The sequence below is a fragment of the Nocardioides sp. W7 genome (assembly GCF_022919075.1).
In the GTDB taxonomy this organism is placed as follows: Bacteria; Actinomycetota; Actinomycetes; order Propionibacteriales; family Nocardioidaceae; genus Nocardioides.
Window position 1 is genome coordinate 98,404 of the sequence record NZ_CP095078.1, and the last position, 20,049, is coordinate 118,452.

General features: G+C 74.2%; 17 protein-coding genes. 4 read left to right on the forward strand and 13 right to left on the reverse strand.

Annotated elements, in window-relative coordinates; genetic code table 11:
* Positions 1-6: 6 nt before the first annotated feature.
* From MUB56_RS00550 to MUB56_RS00565, 4 genes are all read right to left on the reverse strand, one after another.
* Positions 7-624 (reverse strand): FHA domain-containing protein, encoded by a 618-nt coding sequence (locus MUB56_RS00550; RefSeq protein ID WP_244929973.1) that lies wholly within the window; start codon positions 622-624, stop codon positions 7-9.
* 19 nt (positions 625-643) lie between these two features.
* Positions 644-2,509 (reverse strand): AAA family ATPase, encoded by a 1,866-nt coding sequence (locus MUB56_RS00555; RefSeq protein WP_244929974.1) that lies wholly within the window; start codon positions 2,507-2,509, stop codon positions 644-646.
* Positions 2,506-3,642 (reverse strand): hypothetical protein, encoded by a 1,137-nt coding sequence (locus tag MUB56_RS00560; protein ID WP_244929975.1) that lies wholly within the window; start codon positions 3,640-3,642, stop codon positions 2,506-2,508. The genes MUB56_RS00555 and MUB56_RS00560 overlap by 4 nt, the downstream gene beginning before the upstream one ends.
* A 149-nt stretch (positions 3,643-3,791) precedes the next feature.
* Entirely contained in the window at positions 3,792-5,234 is a 1,443-nt protein-coding gene (locus MUB56_RS00565) for an NCS2 family permease (protein ID WP_244929976.1), read from the reverse strand.
* A 48-nt stretch (positions 5,235-5,282) separates the two neighbouring features.
* Here MUB56_RS00565 and MUB56_RS00570 point away from each other — a divergent pair, with 48 nt between their 5' ends.
* A complete protein-coding gene (locus MUB56_RS00570; RefSeq protein WP_244929977.1) occupies positions 5,283-5,585 on the forward strand; it encodes a DUF2530 domain-containing protein in 303 nt (100 codons plus the stop codon).
* On the opposite strand, the gene MUB56_RS00575 is transcribed toward MUB56_RS00570, so the two are convergent.
* The gene (locus tag MUB56_RS00575) at positions 5,582-6,358 is read right to left on the reverse strand and encodes a DUF3027 domain-containing protein (RefSeq protein WP_244929978.1); all 777 of its coding nucleotides are present in this window, start codon (positions 6,356-6,358) and stop codon (positions 5,582-5,584) included. The genes MUB56_RS00570 and MUB56_RS00575 overlap by 4 nt on opposite strands.
* Before the next feature lie 67 nt (positions 6,359-6,425).
* On the opposite strand from MUB56_RS00575, the gene MUB56_RS00580 reads away from it, so the two are divergent.
* Entirely contained in the window at positions 6,426-7,883 is a 1,458-nt protein-coding gene (locus MUB56_RS00580) for an MFS transporter (RefSeq protein WP_244929979.1), read from the forward strand.
* Between the two features lie 8 nt (positions 7,884-7,891).
* Here MUB56_RS00580 and MUB56_RS00585 read toward each other — a convergent pair whose 3' ends face one another.
* Positions 7,892-8,287, reverse strand: coding sequence for a cold-shock protein (locus MUB56_RS00585; RefSeq protein WP_244929980.1), 396 nt, complete (start codon positions 8,285-8,287; stop codon positions 7,892-7,894).
* A gap of 47 nt (positions 8,288-8,334) precedes the next feature.
* Positions 8,335-9,765 (reverse strand): HAD hydrolase-like protein, encoded by a 1,431-nt coding sequence (locus MUB56_RS00590; protein ID WP_244929981.1) that lies wholly within the window; start codon positions 9,763-9,765, stop codon positions 8,335-8,337.
* Positions 9,766-9,875: 110 nt separating this feature from the next.
* Here MUB56_RS00590 and MUB56_RS00595 point away from each other — a divergent pair, with 110 nt between their 5' ends.
* Entirely contained in the window at positions 9,876-12,032 is a 2,157-nt protein-coding gene (locus MUB56_RS00595) for a S8 family serine peptidase (RefSeq protein WP_280637340.1), read from the forward strand.
* Between the two features lie 171 nt (positions 12,033-12,203).
* Here MUB56_RS00595 and MUB56_RS00600 read toward each other — a convergent pair whose 3' ends face one another.
* On the reverse strand, positions 12,204-13,817 hold the full coding sequence (locus tag MUB56_RS00600; protein WP_244929982.1) for an AMP-binding protein: 1,614 nt from the start codon (positions 13,815-13,817) through the stop codon (positions 12,204-12,206).
* A 17-nt stretch (positions 13,818-13,834) separates the two neighbouring features.
* On the reverse strand, positions 13,835-14,389 hold the full coding sequence (locus MUB56_RS00605) for a dihydrofolate reductase family protein (protein ID WP_244929983.1): 555 nt from the start codon (positions 14,387-14,389) through the stop codon (positions 13,835-13,837).
* A 125-nt stretch (positions 14,390-14,514) separates the two neighbouring features.
* Between MUB56_RS00605 and MUB56_RS00610 the strand changes: the two genes are divergently transcribed.
* The gene (locus MUB56_RS00610; protein ID WP_244929984.1) at positions 14,515-16,656 is read left to right on the forward strand and encodes a HAMP domain-containing sensor histidine kinase; all 2,142 of its coding nucleotides are present in this window, start codon (positions 14,515-14,517) and stop codon (positions 16,654-16,656) included.
* Between the two features lie 13 nt (positions 16,657-16,669).
* On the opposite strand, the gene MUB56_RS00615 is transcribed toward MUB56_RS00610, so the two are convergent.
* The 4 genes from MUB56_RS00615 to MUB56_RS00630 form a co-directional block, all read right to left on the reverse strand.
* The gene (locus tag MUB56_RS00615) at positions 16,670-17,077 is read right to left on the reverse strand and encodes an SRPBCC family protein (protein ID WP_244929985.1); all 408 of its coding nucleotides are present in this window, start codon (positions 17,075-17,077) and stop codon (positions 16,670-16,672) included.
* 88 nt (positions 17,078-17,165) lie between these two features.
* Positions 17,166-18,074 (reverse strand): RDD family protein, encoded by a 909-nt coding sequence (locus MUB56_RS00620; protein ID WP_244929986.1) that lies wholly within the window; start codon positions 18,072-18,074, stop codon positions 17,166-17,168.
* Positions 18,075-18,117: 43 nt separating this feature from the next.
* Positions 18,118-19,248: an FHA domain-containing protein gene (locus MUB56_RS00625; protein ID WP_244929987.1), complete on the reverse strand. Its 1,131-nt coding sequence runs from the start codon at positions 19,246-19,248 to the stop codon at positions 18,118-18,120.
* The gene (locus MUB56_RS00630) at positions 19,245-20,036 is read right to left on the reverse strand and encodes a protein phosphatase 2C domain-containing protein (RefSeq protein WP_244929988.1); all 792 of its coding nucleotides are present in this window, start codon (positions 20,034-20,036) and stop codon (positions 19,245-19,247) included. The genes MUB56_RS00625 and MUB56_RS00630 overlap by 4 nt, the downstream gene beginning before the upstream one ends.
* Positions 20,037-20,049: the final 13 nt, after the last annotated feature.

Consider the following 20,049-nt stretch of genomic DNA (forward strand, 5'->3'; position numbering starts at 1 on the left):
CGGGGGTCACGGGGTGACTCGGACGGTCAGGTGGACGTTCGATCCGAGACGGACCACGAAGGACCCGGTGAGACGACGGGGCTGGTGCGGCGCGAGCCGCTCCCCGTCGACGTACGTGCCGTTGCTCGCCCCGAGGTCCTCGATCTCGACCCCGGTCCCGTCGGACCGCACGTGGGCGTGCCGCCGCGACACGTTGTCGTACGCCGCGAGCGCGTCCGCCACCCGTGGGTCCGGCGAGGCCCGGCCGAGCTCGAGCGACTCGCCGGTCAGGGTCACCGAGGCGCCGCCCGGGAGCTCGACCACGACCGCACCGGCGGCGGGAGGGCGGGTGACCTCCGTGTCGACGTCCGCGGCGACCTCGGCGCCGCAGAAGCTGCACGCTCGCGGAACGGCCGCCTCGACGCTGCCGCACGTCGGGCACGGCACGTGGGCGCCGACCGGCCCACGGTCCGGGTCCGGCTCCGGGGCGGCCTCGACGACCGAGGTCGGCACCGGCTCCGTCGCCTCGTCCGGCTCGCTGCCCGGAGGGAGGTCGCTCAGGTCACCCTCGAGGATCGGGGTCGAGCAGTGCGGGCAGAAGATCTCGGCGCCGGTGACCTCGCCGGCGCAGCGGTGGTAGGCCATCAGCTCCTCCCGGACCCGCTCACGAGAACCTGACCTCGCCGGCTTCGTCCACGTCGACGGCCACGACCGTCGAGCCGGCGACGGCATCGCGACCGATGAGGGCCCGCGCGAGCGGGTTGACGAGAGCCTTCTCCAGGGCGTCCAGCACCCCGCGCCCGCCCAGGCTCAGGTCCTCGGTGCAGACATCGAAGAGACGTCCGCGCACCTCCGGCGCGAGCTCGAGGACGACGCCGTGCTGCGCGAGCACGCGCTCCTGGACCCGCGGGAGCACGCTGGCGAGGATCTCGTGCGCCACCTCCCGGGTGAGGTAGTCGAAGACGACGACGTTGTCGCCGATGCGGCCGAGCAGCTCGGGGCGGTTGAGCCGCTCGCGGAACTCGCGCTCGACGTTCTCCTTCACCGCGCTCTCGAAGGCGGGGCCGGTCGCCGCCGGGTCGACGTCGCGCACGCCCAGGTTGCTCGTGAACACGATGATCGTCTCCGAGAAGTGGACCGTGCCGCCGCTGCCGTCGGTCAGCCGGCCGTCGCTGAGGATCTGGAGGAACTTGTCGAGGATCCGCGGGTGGGCCTTCTCGATCTCGTCGAACAGCACGAGGGAGAACGGCCGGCTGCGCACCCCGTTGGTCAACTCGCCGCCCGAGCCGTGGCCGACGTACCCGGGCGGCGACCCGATGAGCCGGGCGTCGGAGCCCTCGGCGGAGAACTCGCTCATGTCGAAGCGGATGTAGGCACGCTCGTCACCGAAGACGAGGGTGGTGATGGCCTTGGCGAGCTCGGTCTTGCCGACGCCCGTCGGGCCGGCGAAGAAGAGGACGCCGCGAGGACCGCCGCCGGGTCCGGTGCGGTGGGCGGCGGTCAGGCCCATCGACGACCGGACGAGGATGTCCACGGCGTGCCGCACCGCCTGCGGCTGTCCCTTGACCCGGCCGTTGAGCCGGGCCTCGCCCTCGGCGATCCGGCGGCGCAGCTCGGGTCGCTGCCAGGGGTTCTCCAGAAGCCCGAGCCGATAGGCCTGCACGGAGGCCTCGATGGGGGGCGGCTGCCCACCGCCGACGGCCGGTGCGGCGTCGGTGGCCAGGCTGACGACCTCCATCATGCCGCGCAGCGTCATGCCCTCGGTCGTCTCCGCGAAGCGCTGGGAGAGCGCCGCCTGCGCGACCGGGTCGCCCGGCTCCGCGCCCGCCGCGGCCCGGGACTGAGGCATCGCGGGCGCCAGTGCCCGGGCCGCGGCCAGCCGGCTGTCGAGGTCGGGCAGCGGGAGCGCGATCTGCCGGATGCCGTCGCTGCCGGACACCATCCAGGACGGGAGGTCGCCCGGCAGGTCGACCAGCCACAGGACCGGGTTGTAGATCGCGCCGCGTCGCGCCCCGGGCCGGACGTGGCCGACACCTCCGTGGACCTGGCCGAGCGAGATGAGCATGAGCTGGTGGAGGTCGTCCTCCGGCGGCTCGCCGGTCGGACGGTTCTGCGCGACGTAGTCGACGACGAGGGCGCAGCGCACGTCACGCGAGCCGGCGACCCGTCTCACGACCTCGGCGAGCTGTGCGTACGACGCGGGGCCGCCTGCCGACACCCCGCTTCCGTCGAGCAGCCGCCGGGCTGCCGCGTCGCTCTCGGGGCTCGCCGGACGCGCCGTCAGGCCCGTCATCGGCGAGTGGTGCAGGAGCAGGTCGAAGTCGCTCTGCTCGAGACAGGCCCAGATCGCGCCGACGGTGTCCATCAGGCGCGGGTGCGGGGCGTCGCTCCCGGCCCGGGGCGGCAGCAGGTGGCGGTCGCGGATGTTGCCGTGCAGGACGTACTGCGCGGTGACCGGCAGGGTCGCGTCGAGATCCCGCAGCCACAGCGGGTAGCCGGCCACGCGGCCGGCCGTCGTACCGCCCGTCACGTCGACCGCTCCCGGCCCGCCGCCCGGGTACGCCGGCGCGCGCGCTGGGCCGCGGCGTCGTCCAGGCGTGCCACGGGCACCTCTCCGGGCTGTCGCTCGTGGTCTCGACGGGTGGCCGCGCCGGCTCGGCTCAGCGCCTCCTCCAGCTGCCGGACGTCGTGGCAGGTGGCGTCCTCCGCCGCCCGGTCGGCCTCGGCAGACGCCTCTCGGAGCGCCACGACGTTCGTGACGAACCGTCCGTCCCCGGGGAGCAGCCGGACCTGCAGCGCGTGGTCGGTGCCGATCCGGCCCGTCGTCGCCAGCAGCGTCGTCAACCCCGCCGGGCCGTCGGCGGTGCTCGCCGTCACCTGGTAGCCGAAGGACTCGAGCGCGGCGCGGGTCTGCTGGTGGACGAAGTCCCGGTCCAGGCGCCGGGCGTGCTCGGCCCGCGCCACGACGAGCACCTGCTCGAGGGCGTCGACCTCGGCGGCCGGCGTCCGGTCCGCGGCCGAGGCGACCCGGGCCGCGAGGTCGTCGGGCAGCTCGGCGGAGGAGAGCACCACCGCCTCGTGGCGCCGCCGGCGCTCGAGGTCGCGCTCCTGTTCCCTGGCCTGGCGCTGTACGTCGGACTGGAGGGCCGAGAGCAGCCCCCGGGCGCGCGGCCCGGATGCGCCGAGCAGCGCCGCCGCACGCCGGGCGAACCCGGCGCGGGCGTCGTCGTCCATCACCGTGGCCACGAGTGCGGACACCGCGTCGATGCTGCTCCGGCGCAGCTCCGCCGGGCTCTCCGCGGACTCCGACCGGCCGAGGCCGGAGAGATCCAGGTCGATCGAGACGTCGACACGCGACAGCTGATCGCGCAGGTGGGCGGCCACCCGGGCCTCGCGGGCCCGCCCGAGAACGTCCGCGATCCGATCCCGCTCGGCCAGGAGCAGCCGCTCGCGGTCACGGTCGGCCGCCAGGTCCGCGCCCGGCTCGGCCGCGACCCGGTGCTGCTCGTCCGCCTGGGTGTGGGCCAACGCCGCGACCTGCGCAGTCAGCTCCCCGATGCTCTCCTGGAGTCGCCGACAGCGAGCCCGGATCGCCGCCTGCTCGCGCCGGTCGAGTTCGGCCTGCGACACGACGGTGTACGAGTACCCCTTCGGCCCGCTCATCGCCGAGCTCCTCACGCCTCGTTCCGCCCGGCCCCCCGACCAGACTCCGCGAATCGTAGGAAGTCCGGGGGCCCGGCGATGGCGATACTCGGAATTTCGGCCTACCGGACCCGGCGGGCGAGGGTGACGACTAGACCAGGGTCAGCCGATCAGGTGAGCCAGTCGGTGATCGGGTCGATCGCGAAGTAGATGACGAACAGCAGGCCGACCACGGCCATCAGCGGGTGGATCTCGCGGGCCTTGCCCACCACGACCTTGATGAGCAGGAAGGCCAGGAAGCCGGCGCCGATGCCGACGCTGATGGAGTAGGTGAACGGCATCAGCACGATCGTGAGGAACGCCGGCAACGCGATCTCGACGTCGGACCAGTTGATCTCGGTGACCTGCTGCATCATCAGGAAGCCGACCAGCACCAGGGCGGGCACCGCCGCCTCCGACGGGATCATCCGCACGATCGGCGTGAAGAACGTCGCGAGCAGGAACAGCAGGCCGGTCACGACCGAGGCGAGCCCGGTGCGGGCCCCCTCCCCGACGCCCGAGGCGGACTCGACGTACGACGTGTTCGAGGAGACGCCGGCGAGGCCACCGGCGATCGCCGCGACCGAGTCGACGACGAGGATCCGCTCGGCGTGAGGCGGTACGCCGTCCTCGTCGTTGAGGCCCGCCTCGGCCCCGATGGCCGTCATCGTGCCCATGGTGTCGAAGAAGTCCGCGAGCATCAGCGAGAAGACCAGCAGCAGCGCGGCCAGGACCCCGATCGACTCGAAGGCGCCGAACAGCGAGAACTCGCCCAGGGTGCCGAAGTCGGGCACGTCGACGAATCCGTCGAGGTGCGGGACGCTCAGCGCCCACCCGCCCGGGTTGTCGGCGTTGCGTCGGCCCAGGTCGAGGATCGCGTCGACGACCACGGCGACCACGGTGGTGCCCAGGATCGCGAGCAGGATGGCGCCGCGGACGCGGCGTACCCACAGCGCGATGAGCAGGGCCAGGCCGAACGCGAAGACCAGCACGGGCCAGCCGGAGAGCTGACCGGTCTGCCCGAGCTGGACCGGCACGGTGGTCTGGGCGGCGTCGGGGATGCGGCTCACGAAGCCGGCGTCGACGAAGCCGATCAAGGCGATGAACAGACCGATCCCGACCGAGATCGCGACCTTCAGCTGGCGGGGCACGGCGTGGAAGACCGCCGTACGGAAGCCGGTCAGCACCAGGATCAGGATCGCGATGCCCTCCAGGACCACCAGGCCCATCGCGTCCGCCCAGGTGGACTGCGAGGCGATGGCCACGGCGACGAACGCGTTCAGGCCGAGGCCGGTCGCCAGGGCGAGCGGGAAGTTCGCGACCGCGCCCATCAGGATCGTCAGGAGGCCCGCGACCAGCGCGGTGCCGGCCGCGATGGCCGGCAGGTTGGTGCCCTGGCCGGTGCCGCCGGCGAGGAAGTTGCCCTCCGAGTCGGGGACGTAGCCGAGGATCAGCGGGTTCAGCACGATGATGTAGGACATCGTCAGGAAGGTGACGACGCCGCCGCGGACCTCCTGCCCGACGGTGGAGCCACGCTGGCCGATCTGGAAGTAGCTGTCGAGAACCCGGGTCACGATGCACCAGCATGTCAGCGCCGCCCGTTGCCCGGCTAACCTGCCCCCGTGGAGTTCCGCGACGAGCAGCCGATGCAGCACGAGATCGGCAGCCGCACCTACCTGGTGGCCGACGTCGAGCCGCTCGACGTCGACGGCGTCCGGACCGTGCTCGTCGGCTCGATCGCGTGGGCCGTCGCGTTCGTGGCCCTGCTGCCGTTCTACGGCGAGCTGGAGGAGACCGGCCGCACCTGGTGGCTGTGGACCTGCCTGGCGGGCTTCGGGCTGGGTCTCTTCGGCTACGAGTACTGCCGGCGGCGCCGGCGTACCCGGACCGAGGCCGCGGAGACCTCGCCGCCGGCGCAGCCCTAGAAGCGCTCGAGCTCGTCGAGGCTGACCGTGTCGATGACGTGGTCGGGCAGCGGCTGGGGCTCGTGCTTCTTGGCCAGCCGAACCTCGGAGTGGGCGCCGCAGCCGTGCTCGAAGGCGACCACGCGGCCGTCGTCGTTGGCGTCGCCGTTGGCGCACACGCCGAAGGACTCGGCCAGCGGCCCGGCGATCCGGACCAGGAAGCCGCAGCTGTGGCAGTGGTCGGGGGCCGACTGGGCGATCGGTGCGGCCGGTCCGGCGTCGCCGTCGTACCACCGCTGGGCGGCGAGGTCGCGGCCCGTCGGGGACAGCGTGCGGACCCGGCCGAGGCCGAGGTCCTGGGCGACCATGCGGATCTGCGCCTTCTCGTCGGTGTCGAGCGGGTCGTCGCCGAAGGAGTACGTCGGGACCAGCCGCGGGTCGTCGTCGTCGACCGGAAGCAGGTCTCCGACCGACATGTCGCCGGGCTGGATCCGCTCGCGGTAGGGCACCCACTCGGGCGCGACGATCGACTCGTCGCCCGGGATCAGCACGACCTCGTCGACGGTGACCTGCTTCTGCCGTGACGCACGGGCGACGGTCACCGACCAGCGCCACCCGACGTAGCCGGGGCGGGTGCAGGCGAACAGGTGGGTGACGACCCGCTCGCCCTCGACGACGTGGCCGAGATGGTCGCCGACGTCGGTCGGCTCCGCCTCCAGCAGCAGGGCGTCTCGGGCCTCGTCGACCGCCGCCAGGGCGGCGGAGTCGGGCTTGGCGCGCAGCGTCGTGGTCACCGCGGCATCATGACCCATCGGCCGCGGCGCTGTCAGTTCGGGGGGACCATCAGGGCAGGATGGGCGCATGACGTCGCAGCGCCCCGATGCCGACGAGCAGCGCTGGCGAGACCCGCACCCCGGTGCCCGCGGCCCGGCCGGCCGGCCGCAGAAGGCCCGGGCCGTCGGCCGCGGGCTCGGCACCGGTGCCCGCGCCACGGCTCGCGGGATGGCCGGTGCCGGTCGGATGACCGGGCGGATGGGTCGTGCGGTCGGCCGCAACGCCAGACGCGCCGCCGGCGCCCAGGGCGCCGAGCAGTCCGGCCTGAACCGACTGATCTACCTGCACTTCTTCAACACCGCCGGCGACGCGGCGGTCGCGATCTCGCTGGCCGGGAGCCTGTTCTTCCAGGTCCCGTCGGGCGAGGCCCGCGGCCAGGTCGCACTCTTCCTCGGCCTGACGATGTTGCCCTTCGCGATCGTGGCGCCGCTGATCGGGCCGTTCCTCGACCGGTTCAGCCACGGCCGGCGCTGGGCGATCGGCGCCACCCAGGCGATCCGGGCGTTCCTGTGCTGGGCGCTGGCCGGCGGCATCAGCGGGGGCACCTCGCCGTGGCTGTTCGCGGCGGCGCTCGGCGTCCTGGTCTCCTCGAAGGCGTACGGCGTGACCCGTGCGGCCGCCGTACCCCGCCTCCTGCCGAAGGACTTCACCCTGGTCAAGGCCAACGGGCGGGTGTCGGTCGCCGGACTGGCCGGAGCCTCGGTCTCGGCACCGTTCGCGGGGCTGGCCTCGCTGGTCGGCCCGGAGTGGTCGCTGCGCTACGCCTTCCTGCTCTTCGCCGTCGCGACGGTCTGCGCGATCCGGCTGCCCCAGGCCATCGACTCCTCGGTCGGCGAGGGCACGCTCGCGTTCCGCGACGAGGCCGTCGACGACGGCCGGCCCGGTCGCCGACCGCGCACCCGGATCCCCCCGGCGGTGGCGTTCGCGCTGCGGGCCAACTGCGGACCGCGGTTCCTGTCGGGCTTCCTGCTGATGTTCATGGCGTTCCTGCTGCGGGAGAACCCACCCCCCAGCGACCTCTCCGCCGAGCTCCTGATCGGCGTGGTGGTGGGTGCCGCCGGCGCCGGCAACGCGATCGGCGTCGCGTGCGCGGCCATGCTGAAGAAGATCAACCCGTCGGTGACGGTGGTGCTCGTGCTGCTCCTCGACGCGGCGGCCGCGCTGCTGGCCGCGCTGTTCTACGGCGTGCTGACCCTGGCCCTGCTCGGGCTCACGGCGGGTGCCGCCCAGACGCTCGCGAAGTTCTGCCTGGACTCGACCATCCAGCGCGACATCCCCGAGCGGGTGCAGGCCAGCGCGTTCGCGCGCAGCGACACCACCCTCCAGCTGGCCTGGGTGCTGGGCGGGTTCGTCGGCATCGTGATGCCGCTCGACCCGGCCCGGCTCGGGATGGCCGTCGCGTTCTCGGTCCTGGCGGCGTGGGCGGCGTTCGTGCTGGTCAAGCAGGCGCAGAACCGGCCGGGTCGTACCCCTCAGCGGGAGTGAGCCGGGAGCTAGATCTCCAGCTCGTCGGCGAGCGCGCGCAGCAGCTTGGCCGTCGGCGCGGCCGCCTTGGCGTCGGGGTGCCGGCCGTGGCGGTAGGCCTCACCGACGTTGTCGAGCAGCCGGATCAGGTCCTCGACGATGGTGGCCATGTCCTCGGGCTTCTTGCGCCGCGCCTGCGACTGCGCGCGCGAGACCGAGGCAGGCGCGTCGAGGACCCGGACCTGCAGCGCCTGCTCCCCGCGCCGGCCCTGGGCGATCCCGAACTCGACGCGGGTGCCGGCCTTGAGGTTCGTGGTGCCCTCGGGCAGGGCCTCGCTGCGGACGTAGACGTCTGCTCCGCCGTCCTGCGACAGGAAGCCGAAACCCTTGTCGGCGTCGAACCACTTCACCTTGCCAGTGGGCACGGGTATGACCTCTTCCGATCGGAATCGCCTGCTGCGGACGGCAGAGCCTATAGCGACTCGTTCATCGATCCCGACCGGAATCCACGTGCGTCCAGCGTGGCGTCGGGGAAGCCGGCGTCGCGGACCGCAGCCAGGGCCGCCTCCTCGAGGCCGGCCGGCAGCGGCAGCAGCGCGGCGTCGACCTCGACCGAGCCCCGCTCGCCGAGGTCGCGGACCCGCAGGTTCTGCAGGGATACGCCGGCCAGCGCGGCGCGCACGCCGCTCTCGGCCCGCTCCACCCGCCCGAGTCGGAAGGGGGTCACCTCGATGCCGTAGGCCACCCGGGACGACAGGCAGGCCGCCGCGGGCTTGTCCCAGGTCGGGAGCCCCCAGCGGCGGGAGGCCGCGCGCACCTGGGCCTTGGTCAGCCCGGCGTCGCGCAGCGGGGCGATCGCGCCGCGCTCGGCGGCCGCGCGGATGCCGGGGCGGAAGCCGGCCACCGCGTCGTCGGCGTTGGTGCCGGTGGCGACGTGCGCCAGGCCCAGCTCGCCCGCGAGCGGCACCAGCACGTCGAGCAGCTCGGCCTTGCAGAAGAAGCAGCGGTCGGCGCCGTTGGCGCGGTAGCCCTCCCGCTCCAGCTCCCGGGTCTCGGGCGTGAGCACCCGGACCCCGAGCGACTCGGCGAAGGCCCGGGCCGGGTCGCGCTCGGCCTGGGGAAGCGAGTGGGAGTAGCCGGTCGCGGCGGCGACCCGGTCGGCACCGAGCGCACGGACCGCCGCGGCGAGCAACAGGGCGCTGTCCGCGCCGCCGCTGTAGGCGACCAGCACCGAGCCGCGCTCGCGCAGGTCGGCCTCCAAGGCGGCGAGCCGGACGGTGAGCAGGTGCTCGTCGAGCCAGGCCGGGAAGTCCAGCAGCGAGTCGAGGACGACGTGGGTGCCGGCCTCGAGCAGCTCCTCGCGGGTGCAGCCGCCGGTCAGCACCGACACGCTCAGCGCCCCGGCGGCGAGCGCCCCCTCGACGTCGTGGACGTGGTCGCCGACGTAGATCGACGCCCCCTCGCGCACCAGCACGTCGGCCTTGCCGACGCCCCAGACCCAGCCCTCCAGGTGGTCGACGTCGAAGCCGACGTGGTCGAGGTGCAGGCGGGCGTTGTCGGGGAACTTGCCGGTCACCACGAGGACCCGCCCACGATGACGGCGCACGGCCGCGATCGCCTCGTGGGCACCGGCGAGCGCCGGCACCGAGACGATGGCGTGGTCGGGGTAGAGCACCCGGAACCGGTCGCCGGCCGCGGCGATCGCGGCGGCCGGGAGGTACGGCGCCAGTAGCAGGTCGAGCGGCGGCCCGAGCTTGGCCGTCATCTCCTCGACCGGGAACTCGACGCCCAGCTCGCCGCCCAGGGCGCGGAGCACCGAGCCGAACCCGGGCACCGTGTCGATGAGGGTCATGTCGAGGTCGAATCCGACCACCAGGGAGGCTGCGGCGACCGGGGTGGACATACCCGCAGGCTATCCGCCGGCAGGGACATGTTTGGCACCGTGCCCCCCGCCCTGTCACGCTGGGCGTTTCTGGGACGGTTGCTCACTCATGAGACGGACGGGAGAGCGTGGTGGGACGCAGGCACGGACGCAGGATCGGCGTACGTCGTACGCCGCTGCTCGGCGCGCTCGCCGCCGCCCTGGTCGCCGCCCCGCTCGCCCTCGCCGCACCGCCCGCGACCGCTGCGGCTGCCGCTGAGCCGGCGAACGATCTCTATCTCGTCACGCTCGACTCCCCCGGCGTCGCCGGCCGGCCGCGAGGGCTCCCCGCCGCGCTCGACCGCCTGCAGCTGACGGTCCAGCAGGACACCCTCCTGGGCGTGGCGGGCGCGGGCTCGCCGGTGTACCGGTGGACCACCGCCCTGAACGGCTTCGCCGTGGAGCTCACCGACGACCAGGTCCGGCTGATCGAGGCCGAGCCGGGGGTCGTGTCGGTGGAGCGCAACGACATCCGGCCCCTGGCCGGCACGGCCGCGTCCGAGCTCGCCGCCGACCTGGCCGGGTCCGGTCGCAGCCGCGGCGGCTCCGGCGTGGTGATCGGGATGGTCGACACCGGCCTCGACGCCGACCACCCGCTGTTCGCGAGCACGCCCCGCCTGGACCGGGCACCGACGGGCTTCGCCGGCACCTGCCAGACCGGCGAGGGCTGGGCCGCCTCGGCCTGCACGGAGAAGGTGGTGGGCGCGCGCTGGTTCGTGGAGGGCTTCGGTGTCGACCGGACCCGCAGCTCCGAACAGCTGTCGGCCCGCGACGACGACGGCCACGGGACCCTGCTCGCCTCGATCGCCGCCGGCAACGCCGGCGTACGGGTGCGGACCGAGTCCGGGACCCTCGGCCGGTTCTCCGGGATGGCCCCGGACGCCCGGCTCGCGGTCTACAAGGCCTGCTGGACCGCGCCCGACCCGCGTGCGGACGGCTGTGCGGCCGCCGACCTGGTGACCGCGATCGACCGGGCCACGGCCGACGGCGTCGACGTACTCAACCTCTCCGTGGGCGGACCGGCCGACATCGACACCGTCGAGCGGGCGCTGCTCGGCGCGGCCGAGGCCGGCGTGGCCGTCGTGGCGGCTGCCGGCAACCAGGGAGCGAGCCGCTACGCCGCGCACCCGTCGCCGTGGGTGACGACCGTCGGGGGCAGCACGGGCACCGCGCCCCGGGGCACGGTCCGGCTCGCCGACGGCCCGCGACTCGACGGCGCGATGCTGTCCACCCGCTCGGCCGGACCCGCCCGGCTGGTCCTCGGCGCCGACGTTCCCGCGCGCGGCGCCTCGCGGACCGCCGCTCGGGCCTGCGTGCCCGGGAGCCTCGACGCCGGGAGGGTCGCCGGCCGGATCGTGCTCTGCGAGCGCGGCCAGGTCGGCCGGGTCGACAAGTCCGCGGCCGTCCTGCGCGCCGACGGGATCGGGATGGTGCTGGTCAACACCGGACGCGACTCACGCGACGCCGACCTGCACAGCGTCCCGACGGTGCACCTCGACGCCCGCGACGGACGCGTCGTACGCCGCTGGGTCGAGCGGCATCCCACCGGCGCGGTCACCCTCCGGCCGCTCGGCGCGAGCTCCGGCCGGAGCCGGGTCGTGAGCTGGTCCCGGTCGGGCGACCCGACGGCGTCACTGGTCAAGCCCGACGTCGTCGCGCCCGCCACCGGCCAGCTCGGCGCCGTCCCGGACCGGGTCCGCTCGTCACGCTGGGACCTCGCCTCCGGCACGTCGGTCGCGAGCGCGCGGGTCGCCGGGGCGGCCGCGCTGCTGCTCGCGCGCCACCCCGACTGGTCCGCCTCGACCGTCCGCTCCGCGCTGGTCACGACCGCTGGCCGGGCCGCCGGCGGCTCGGTGCTGCGCTCAGGTGCCGGGCGCGCCCGGCCCGAGGTGGCGCTGCGGCCCGGGCTGGCCTACCAGGTCGAGCCCGCCGACTACCGGCGCTGGCTGAACGGCCGGCAGCTCCGGCTGAACACGCCGTCGGCCGTGCTCCACCAGGGCCAGGACGTCGTCCGACGCACGATCACCAACGTCGGCCGCCGGACCCGCTACTTCTCCTCGTCGACCTCGGGGTTCCGCCGGCACGGCGTCACCCTGACGCCCGCCGCCGTCCGGCTGGCGCCCGGCGAGTCCGCGACCTGGACGCTGCGGATCACCGGCCCCGAGCCCCGACCGTTCGACGACGGCTGGGTCACCTGGACCAGCGGCGACGGCACCGTCAGCCGGATCCCGGTGCTGCTCACCCGCTGAGGGGGGTGGGGCGGCGCCGGGCGCCGGGCGGCCGGCGTGCGGGTTCATCACGGTATGCAGGCGAACTCGCACCTGCCACGGCGGGCCCACCGTGGCAGGTGACAACTGGCCTGCATACCGTGATGAACCCGCGGCGCCCAGTCCCAGCCCCACCCTCACCCGCAGCCCGGTTCACAGCCCCAGCAGCTCCGGGGACTCCGCCCGCATCTGCACCTTGCGCACCTTGCCGGTGACGGTCATCGGGAAGTGGTCGACGACCAGGACGTAGCGCGGGACCTTGTAGTGGGCGAGCCGGCCCGCGCAGAAGGCCCGCACCGCGGTGGCGTCGAGCGGGGCCGCACCCGCTCGCATCCGCACCCAGGCGCACAGCTCCTCGCCGTACCGCTCGTCGGGCACGCCCACCACCTGCACGTCCTCGACGTCGGGGTGGCCGTACAGGAACTCCTCGACCTCGCGGGGGTAGATGTTCTCCCCGCCGCGGATGACCATGTCCTTGATCCGGCCGACGATCAGGCAGTAGCCGTCCTCCCGCATCTGCGCGAGGTCGCCGGTGTGCATCCAGCCGTCCTCGTCGATGGCCGCCCGGGTCTTCTCCGGTTCCTCCCAGTAGCCGAGCATCACGCTGTAGCCGCGCGTGCACAGCTCACCCGGAGTCCCCCGCGGCACCGTCTCGCCGGACACCGGGTCGACCACCTTGACCTCGACGTGCGGATGCACCCGCCCGATGGTGGCGGTACGCCGGTCCAGGTCGTCGTCGGACCGGGTCTGGCAGCTGACCGGGGAGGTCTCGGTCATGCCGTAGGCGATCGACACCTCGCTCAGGTGCATCTCCTCGATGCAGCGCTTCATCACCTCGACCGGGCAGATCGAGCCGGCCATGATCCCGGTGCGCAGCGACGAGAGGTCGTAGTCGGCGAAGTCCGGCGCGTTCTGCATCGCGATGAACATCGTCGGCACGCCGTACAGACCGGTGCAGCGCTCGTCCTGGACGGCCCGGAGCGTCGCCGTCGGGTCGAAGCCGGGGGCCGGGATCACCATCGTGGTGCCGTGGGAGGTGCAGCCCAGGTTGCCCATCACCATGCCGAAGCAGTGGTAGAAGGGCACCGGGATGCAGAGCCGGTCCTCGGGGCCCAGTCCGATCAGCTCGGTGGTGAAGTAGCCGTTGTTGAGGATGTTGCGGTGGCTCAGCGTGGCGCCCTTGGGGTAGCCCGTGGTGCCGGAGGTGTACTGGATGTTGATCGGGTCGTCCGGGCTCAGGCCCGCCGCGCGCTCGGCCAGCGCGTCCGCGGGCAGGTCGACACCGCCGGCCAGCAGCTCGTCCCAGTGCGGCGTGCCGAGGAAGACCGTGCGCTCCAGGCCGGGGCAGTCCTCGCACACCTCCTCGACCATCCGGCGGTAGTCGGAGGTCTTGAACCGCTCGGCCGCGACCAGCAGCCGCAGCCCGGACTGGTTCACCGCATAGGCCAGCTCATGGGTGCGGTACGCCGGGTTGAGGTTGACCAGCACGATCCCGGCGCGGGCGGCGGCGTACTGCACGAGCGTCCACTCGGCGCAGTTCGGCGCCCACATCCCGAGCCGGTCCCCGGCGGCGAGCCCGGCCGCCACCAGGCCCCGGGCCAGGGCGTCGACGTCGCGGTCCAGCTCGGCCCAGGTCCAGCGCCGGCCGGTCGCGACCTCGACCAGCGCCTCCCGGTCCGGATGGCGGGCGACCGTGCGGGCCAGGTTGGCCCCGATGGTCTCGTCCAGCAGATCGGAGGTGGTCTCGCCCTTCGCGTAGGACTCCATCCGGGGACGGTAGATCCTCAGCGCCGAGGACGGTAGACCTGGTACTGCACCCCGTTCGAGTACGTCGTGCTGTCGGCGAGGGTGAGCCGGACCTGGTCGAGCGCGTCGGTCGGGAACGGGCCGCGACCGCTCCCGAGGATCACCGGGAACACCGTCAGCCGGACCTCGTCGACCAGCCCGGCCTTCAGCAGCGACTGGGTCAGCGCCATGCTGCCCTGGACGTAGATCGGGCCTCCGTCACCCTCCTTGAGACCGGCCACGTCGGCGAAGGAGATCACGGTCGTGTCGTGCCACTGCGGGTCCGTGACGGTCGAGGAGACGACGTACTTGGGCAGCGAGTTCCAGCGGGCGAAGTAGTCCATCTCCGGCCAGATCGGCGCGAACGCCTCGTAGGTCCGCCCGCCCATCAGCATGGCGCCGGCCTCCTCCTGCTCGCGGCCCTTGGCCTCGTAGACGGCCGGGTCCGACTCGATGTCGGAGGTCCAGCCGCTGTGGCGGTAGCCCGGCTCGCCGCCGGGCGCCTCGGCGACCCCGTCGAGGGAGATGAAGTGGGTGGTGACGATGCTGCGCATGATCGGTTCCTCTCGGTCCTGGTGGGCGATGCTCACTCTGACAACGAACGGCCCCGCCGCCGTACGACACCCTGGGGGTGCTGCGTCCTACGCTGGGCGCACCGACCACCCAGGAGACTCCCGGCGTGCCCCCATCGGATCCGCCCGTCCAGCGACACGGCCCCGCGGTGAGCTGGGCCGATGCCCAGTCGCGCGACGCGCTCCAGCTGATCGTCGAGACCGTCTCCGAGCTCACCGGCTTCGACCTGGTCGGTGTCAGCGTGGTCCGCGAGGACGGCTACGTCCAGGGCCTGGCGATGGTCGGTCCGGAGGAGGCGGTGGCATCCGAGATCGGGGCGATCGCTCCCGTGGGGCCCCTGCTCGAGGCGCTGGAGACCGCGGAGGACTGGGGGCTCTTCCGCTTCCTGCCCGCGCGGACCCACGCCCTGGACCTGGACAGGTGGGGCTGGCGGTCCGCGGAGGCCGGGGGCCCGGCGCCGGACGCCTGGCAGCCCGACGACCTCCTGCTCGCGCCGTTCCACGACGACGAGGACGGCCGGTTGGTCGGCTTCCTCGGGCTCGACCTGCCCCGGTCGGGCAGCCGGCCGGACGCCGCCGAGCGCCAGGTCCTGCAGATCCATGCCCGACACGCCCGCGCGAGCGTGCTCAACGTGCTCGCCCGCGAGCGGCTCGCCGAGCTGGTGCGGCTGACCGACGCCGCCGCCGACGTCCTCCGCAACGGCGCCGACACCCGCACCCCCCAGCACGTGATCGACACCGGTCGCGACCGGATCCGCCGCGCGCTGCGGGCCGATCGGCTCTGGTTTGCGCTGCAGCCCGAGGCTGCGGTCCTCGGCCCGGACGGTCCCGATGAGCCGCCCCCGCCGATCGCGGCGCTGACCACGCACGCCGCCGACCGGGCCTGGGCCGCCCGGCAGGCGTTCGTCGTCGCCCCCCGGCGCCCGGCCCCCCGCGACCTGGCCCTGGACCCGGACGTGGTCGCCGCCGCCCTCGAGTCGGGGCCGGACGTCGGCTCGCTGCTCGTCGCTCCCCTCGGCGTGCTCGGCGACGGCTGCGCCGGGGCGATGGTGCTCTCCCGGCTCCCGACCGGAGCCGAGTGGAGTCCCGCCGAGGTGGGGGCGGCGTTCGACATCGGCCGCGACCTCGGCCTGTTGATCCACAACGCCGGACTGGCCACGCGGGAGCAGGCGCTCCTCGACGAGCTGCGCACGGTCGCGGCCTACAAGGGCCGGCTGATGGCGATGGTCTCGCACGAGCTGAAGAACCCGCTCACCGCCATCCTCGGCCACCTCGAGATCCTGGCCTCCGACCCTGAGCTGTCCGAGGACGCCCACCTGTCCGTCGGTGCCATGCAGCGGGGTGGCCAACGGCTCCAGCGGGCCGTCAACGACCTGCAGCTGCTCTACAGCACCGACTCCCCCGAGCCCGCCGACCCGCGACCGGTCGACCTGGTGGCGCTCGTCGGTGAGGCGGTCGAGCTGTACGACGCCAACGCCCGCCGCGCGCAGGTCGTCCTCCGGATCGAGGAGTCCGACGAGCTCCTCGTCTGCCTGGGCGACGCCGTGGCGATCGAGCGGGCGGTCGCCAACCTGCTCAGCAACGCGATCAAGTACACGCCGGCCGGCGGCTCCGTGACCCTGCGGGTGGCCCGCCACCGGGACGGGGTCGAGGTCGCGTGCCGCGACACCGGGATCGGGATCGCCGAGGAGGACCGGGACCGGATCTTCGAGGAGTTCTACCGGACCGCCAACCCCCTCGCCCTGGACCAGCCCGGCACCGGGCTCGGCCTGGCGATCGTGTCCCGGATCGTGCAGCGGCACGGGGGCCGGGTCGAGGTCGAGTCCGTCGTGGGCGCGGGCAGCACCTTCCGGCTGGTGCTGCCGGCCGGAGGACCGGCGGCGCACGCACCCCAGCCGGAGGCGCGGGAGGTGCTGCTGTTCACCTACGGCACGTTCCGGCTCGCCGAGGTGCAGCTGCGCATCTTCGGTCGCACGGTCCGCGGCGAGCCGGACGCGATCACCAGTCACCGGCTCGTGCAGGTCCGCGTCGCCGACGGGAGCGCCGCCGACCTGGCCGGCTCCGACGTCCACCCCGCGCTGGTCCCGAGCGCTGCCGGCGGGCTCGTGCGCGGCGTCGCGCTGCAGATCAGCGACGACGAGCTCGCGCTCGCCCTCGCGCACGAGAGCCGCGACCATCACCTGGTCGAGGTCGAGCTGGCGTCCGGGCGCCGCGCCTGGGCGACGACCGTCGCCGTACCCACGCCCTGAGCGGTCGGGCTGCTCAGCGGGCCTCGGCGAGCTCCACCAGCCGGGCCATCGCGACCGGCGTGTCCTGGGTGACGATCGGGCCGATGTCGTCGGCGCCGGGCCCCTCGACGGTGGTCCGCACGGTGATCTCCGCGCCCCCGTGGACCGCGACGACCAGGTGGTCGATGCGGATGACCAGGTCGCCGATGGTGAGCCGGTCCAGGTAGCGCGCACCCGGCTCGACGATCTCGAGCACGAACGGCGCCTCGATCGGCCCGGCCAGCACCATGGTGCCCGCGGCGCCCTCCGCGAAGTGGCCCTCGAGCGCGACGCTCTGCACGGCCGGGTCCCACGCGGACCAGGAGCCGGGGTCGCTCCACAGCGCCCACACGTCGGCGGGGGTGGCGGAGGTGGCGACGGTGCGCTCCAAGGCGAAGGTCATGTCGGCAATCTAGAACAGGTTCCACGTCGGGATCCAGATTGCGCGCGACGAGGGGGCCCGGTCTCAGGTGCCATGGACCTCACCGTGCTCACTCCTCGCGGGCGACGGCCATCGTGCGGTCGCCGAACCGGACCAGGTCGCCGGGCAGCAGCGTCGCCGGCCGGTGCTCGGACAGCTGACGTGGCACGCCGCCGCGGGCCAGCACCGAGCCGTTGGTCGACCCGCGGTCCAGCACCACCAGTGCGCCGTCGGGGGCCACCTGGAACTGGGCGTGGGTCTTGGAGAGCGACTGGTCCTCGGAGGGCAGGGGGACCAGCCGGGCCTGCTCGCCCGGCCGGGCCTCCGGGTCGCGACCCACCAGGGTCAGCCCGGTGACGACGAACGACTCGCCGGTGTCGAAGTCGACCCGCCAGGGAGCGGACGATGCGGCACTCGAGACCGGGCCCCGCGAAGGGGCCGGTGGCCCGGAGGACCTGGACGCCGGCGGACCCAGCCGCAGAGCGGTGAGGTTGACGACCCCGACCGGGACGGGCTCGTCTTCGACCTCGGCCACGGGGAGCGGGCGGGCGTCGACGACGACGGACCGCACCCGTCGGTCGTGCCAGCCCCGACGTCGACCGCCCGGGTCGGTGAGCGCGGTCCAGGCCAGCATCGCCACCCCGAGCCCGAAGGTCGGCAGGGTCGCGAGCGCGAGCAGCAGGGTCCGCACCAGCCCGCGGCCGACCCCGATCGGGCTGCCGGTCTCGGCGTCGAGCACCCGCAGCCCGACCGCCGCCCGGCCCGGCGTCGTACCGAGCCGCCCGAGCAGGACGACCTGGCCCACGCCGACCAGCAGCGCCACGCCGACGATCAGCGCGATCCCGGCGCCGGTGTGCCCGGGCCGGAGCAGCGTCACCGCCGAGCAGGCGACCCCGCCCGCGAGCACCGTCCAGCTCAGCAGCCGGTCGAGGGCGAACGCGTAGCACCGTCGCTCCAGCCCGGCGACAGGGAGGACCACCCCCGGGCTCGAGTGGCGGTCCATCGTCGACGGTCGGTGCGGGTCAGGGTTGGGAGACCTGGATGGTGACGCCGTCGCCGAGATCGACCACGGCGCCCGGCAGCAGCTGGACGGCGACGCCCGGCTGCAGCACCTCCGGCGGCAGTCCCGGCTGCACCAGCACGGTGCCGTTGGTCGAGCCCAGGTCGGTCACGACCGCGCTGCCGTGGTCGGCACCGGAGCCGGGCCGGATCTCGACGTGGGTCGAGGAGATCTCCTGGTGCGGGCTCGGCACCGTCACCAGCCGGACGTCGTCGGTCGGGGTGAACCGGCCGGCCTCGGGCGCGCGGCCGACGAGCACCACCCGGTCGACCTCCACGACGTCGCCCGCGGAGAAGGTCAGCTGCGCGACCGGGTGCGCGGTGACCGACGGGGCCGGCGGCTGGCCGGGGATGCCGGGCTGCGGGAGGGCGACGTCTCGGGCACCCGGGGTCCGGGTCGTGCCGTCGTGGCCGGTGGGGTCCCAGCCGTCCGGCGGGGAGACCGGCGGCGGGCCGGGCGGGAGAGTCGGCGGCGGGGTCGGCGGCGGGGTCGGCGGGTAGGGCGGGGGCGGCGGCAGGTCGGGGAGCTCGCTGAGGAAGATCGCCTCGGTGGGCTCGTCGGCCGGGTCGGGCGGGAGGTCCGGGACCCGCTCGGGGGTGGGCACGGGTGCGGGGTCCGAGGGCGGCTCGGCGTACGGCGGCGGCTCGGCGTATGGCGGGCGGTCGAGCCGGCCGACCCGCACCAGCCCCGCGTCGATCGGTCGGTCCGGCCCCTCGGCGTAGTCGGCGACGTCGACCCGGACCGCCCGGACCCCCGGGAGCACCCGCTCCACCCAGGTGGTGGCGTCCGAGCCGTCGAGCGCCACCGGGCCGTCGAAGGTGTCGATGCCGGCGCGGGCGGAACCGCGCAGCACCACGCGCAGCCGGTCGCCGGTGTGGGCGAGGAGCACGAAGCCGGGCAGCGAGCGGAGCCCGCCGGCGATCAGCGCATCGAGCACCTCGTCGGCGTCGGCGCCCCCGTCGACGAGCTCCCAGAGCGCGGCCACGCGGTCCCGCTCCGAGGGCGGGACCAGGACGGCGACCTCGTCGCCGAGCACGGCGTACCAGTCGCCGGGTCGGTACGAGCGGAGAGCGGTGGTGGCGTCGGTCGTCATCTCGTCTCTTCGGTCTCATCGGGCGTCTCGTCGAGCGCCCATCCCACCACATCGACGACGACCGCCGTGGCGTTGTCCTCACCCCCCGCCGCGACCGCGGCGGCGACCAGGTCGAGGGCGGCCTGGGCGGGGTCGGACGCGCGGGCGAGGACCTGCTCGATCTCCGGGTCGTCGAGCATCCCGTTGACGCCGTCGGAGCAGAGCACCAGGCGCGGGAGGTCGTCGAGCGGGAGCAGGAAGTAGTCGGCGTCGGGCCGGTCGGGCCCGCCCAGCGCCCGGGTCACGACGTTCCGCTCGGGGTGGTGGGCGGCCTCGGCCGCGGTGATCGTCCCGGCGTCGACGAGCTCCTGGACGAGGCTGTGGTCGACGCTGACCTGCTCGAGCCGACCCGTGACGACGCGGTAGGCCCGCGAGTCGCCGACGTTGGCGACCAGCCAGCGCGGCTCGCCCTCGACCTCGACGAGCAGGGCGGCCACCGCCGTGGTGCCGGACTGGTACGACGGGTGGCCGCCCGCCCGCTGCCGGGCCGCGTGCTCCTGGATCCGGGCGTGGCAGGCGCGCAGGGTGGCCGCGACGGTCTCGGGACCGAGGGTCGGGTCGTAGCCGGACTCCGCGAGCCGGCCGAACTCCTCGACCACGATCGCGCTGGCGATGTCACCTCCGTCGTGGCCGCCCATCCCGTCGGCGACGACGAAGACCGGCGGCCGGGCCAGGAAGGCGTCCTCGTTGACCGCGCGGACCAGCCCGACGTCGGTCGCGCCGCCGTACCGCAGCTCGACGCTCCTCATCGGCGCACCCGAG